This is a genomic window from Cupriavidus sp. 01L46, from assembly GCF_056399905.1.
On sequence record NZ_JBFTSF010000500.1, the window covers coordinates 1 to 2,742 of the forward strand.

Below are 2,742 nucleotides of genomic sequence, written 5' to 3' on the forward strand. Positions count from 1 at the left end.
GGGTGAGTTGGGTCTCGGCGTACCGGTCCGGGAGAACATTAACGACTGGCTGCGCGTCGTGGGCGGTTGGGTCAACCATGCAGCCGCATGTCTGTCGGCGCTGGGTGGCGCGGCACTGGACGAACTTCTACGCACGGAAACCATGATTGCCGCGGCCGCGGCGGGGGAGCCATTGGCCGTGCCACCGCTATCGGTTCCGGCGCCGCCGCCCGCCTACGACACATTGGCGTTGGGGAACGAGCGTGCCTTGCGGGCGAACAAGCCCGACCTCTGGGAGCGCTTCCAGTCCGCAACCGGATTCCTTCCGGGATTGGCCCGTTCCTGTGTCGCCGTCGGCATCATCGGGACCGTGCTTGCCATCGGTTGGTCCATGGGGAAAGTCAGCGTTATTGTCTATAACGGCCTGGCACAATCGGTCGTCGCCACCGTGAATGATCAGCGCGTCGAACTGAAACCGGGTTCCCATGCCGAAGTTGAGGTTCACGGCGGCCTCGACGTGCAGGTGGTGACACAGACGCTTGACGGCGAGCCGATCGAGTCGTTCAGCGCCGCGGTTCGCCGGAAGGCTACCCACATGGTTTATACGGTCGCGAGCGCCGCGCCCTTGCGGGAATGGACGGCGACCTACGGCAGCGCCAACGCGGACGCTCCGCGCTTGCTGAGCCCTCAGCGCTGGCAGGCTGCGTCGGCTGACGTTGTCTTTGCCCGGCCGCCGGAGAGGATCAACGCCAGGGGCGGCGGGGTGCGCACGGTCGTGGACGCGGCCGACGATACGCCGCCCGATGTTCTTGCCAGTCAACTAGAGGACAAAGCTGGTGCGACAGCGATGATCCTGGCGCATGTCCGCTTCGATGCGCCGGATTCTTCCTACCTGGCCAACTGGCTGGCGCTGGCGAGTGAGGAGCCTGGCTTCGAGCAGGCGTTCGCCGAGCGGCGCGTGCGTTTCCCGGTCGACGTCATTGCGATGCGCACCGAGCAGGATCTGGCTAAGGGCGCGCCGCGTGCCGCGCTCTGCGCACGCTATCGCGCGCTGGCTGAGGCCACGCCAATACAGCCGGCGCTGGCGTACCTGGCGACCCGATGCATGCCCGATGGGCCGGAGAAGGAGGCCGCCTTCGAGACCGGGGCTCGCCGCTGGCCTGATTCCGCGTGGTATGCCAACGCCGTGGGATGGCAGGCAAGCGAACATGGGCGTTACCGCGAAGCGCTTGAGCGCTTTGACCTAGCCATGTCGAAAAATCCAGCGCTGCGCCAGATGATGGCGGGCGAGGCGCTGCGGTTGACTCGCCTTCTCGACCCGGCGGCCGCCAGGTCCAGGCAGGAAGCGGCGTCGGGAGCCTCGCCGATGCTACGGGACCTGCTGGCGTTTGAGCCCGGCCCCCTGACTGTGGAGGGCCCGATGCGACCGATCGCATTGCTGGCGAACGGTCGGCTCGACGAAGCCGTGGCCGCTGCGGACGGTACACCGGTGTATGGCCATGTGCTGCGCCTGGCTGCCGCCTCGCGCGGCGCGTCGCCGGAGCTGCGTGCCCGCGCGCGGACGTTGTCCGCCGACGATGGCATTGACGGGCAGACGGTATGGCTGGCCGTAGCCACGGGGGCCGACACGGGGATTCCAGCGGTCAGGCGGGTGCTGGATTCGATCGTCGCGCAGTACGACAAACCGGGCGTTGTCGCGCAGATGGAGCGTTTCTTCGCGCTTGTCCGCCGTGGCGATCCTGTGGCTGCCGAGCGCGTGCTCGATGGCCTACCGCTGCAACCGCGCGCCCAGGCGCTAATGGCTGGGATTCACCTGCTTGGCGATCGCGCGCCGGCCGATTGGCGTACATTTGTGCAGCGTGTGCTCTTCGCCGCGGAACGGCCGTACATGGGACAGCCGTGACAAAGGCGAAACGGGGACTCTTTCGTGCCGAATCTTGTCTGCTTTTTTTCGCAAGCTCTGAATTGCCTGAACAGGCAAGGGGGGCGTAGGCGCGGTTGGCAAAGGCAGAATGCAGCTACCGCTGTCCGTCTGCACGCGGCGATCCCGGCCGGAAGCCGACGTTCGGTCGATGCGGTATCTAGTCGGCAAAACATGGAGACTGCATTGGAAGCAGGGGCTGAATTTTGAAACTGGTACTGATTGACGGGCTGCCAGGAATTGGCAAGAGCACACTTGCGGAGCGGCTCTGCGGATTTGCGGGCTCGATCGGGTGCGAAGCCAGGTGGTATCGGGAGGAAGATCAGGAGCACCCGGTGCATCCTGCGGGGCTTACGACGTCAAGGCGACTGCCTGGCTATTCCGCGCGTTGCCTGCAGGGTTGGCAGCGTTTCGCAGAGCGGTATCGTTCCACGAACGGCCTATGTATTCTTGAAGGCAGCCTCTTTCAGAGCACTGTCCGCTTCATGATGGAACAAGAGCAGGGTGGAATTCGTGGCTACATTGCGGAATTTGAAAGCATCGTCCAATCCCTTTCACCGGTCGCCATCTACCTGCGCAGTGTCGACGCGACCGGCCATTCCCACAGTACCGCTCTCCACCGAGGGGGAGTATGGACAACCCGGGTCTCCGCGTACCTAGAAACAACCCTGTACTCGCGTCGAAGGAACCTGAAAGGCGCTGAGGGAATGCACAGGCTGTGGACAGCTTACGCCGGGCTTTGCGATTCGCTGCTCGACCAAATTTCCATGCCAACATTGACTGTGTTGGTCGAGCCACCGGACATGGAGCGTCCGTTTGGTAGAGCCGTTGAATTTCTGATG

The 2,742-nt window shown here is 64.3% G+C and carries 2 protein-coding genes; both read left to right on the forward strand.

Translation table 11 applies throughout. The features are described from left to right. Positions 1-1,882 (forward strand): hypothetical protein (locus AC1DS3_RS37500; protein ID WP_477129233.1); only part of this gene is annotated, 1,882 nt, incomplete at its 5' end. A 224-nt stretch (positions 1,883-2,106) separates the two neighbouring features. After that, positions 2,107-2,742 (forward strand): P-loop NTPase family protein (locus AC1DS3_RS37505; protein ID WP_477129234.1); only part of this gene is annotated, 636 nt, incomplete at its 3' end.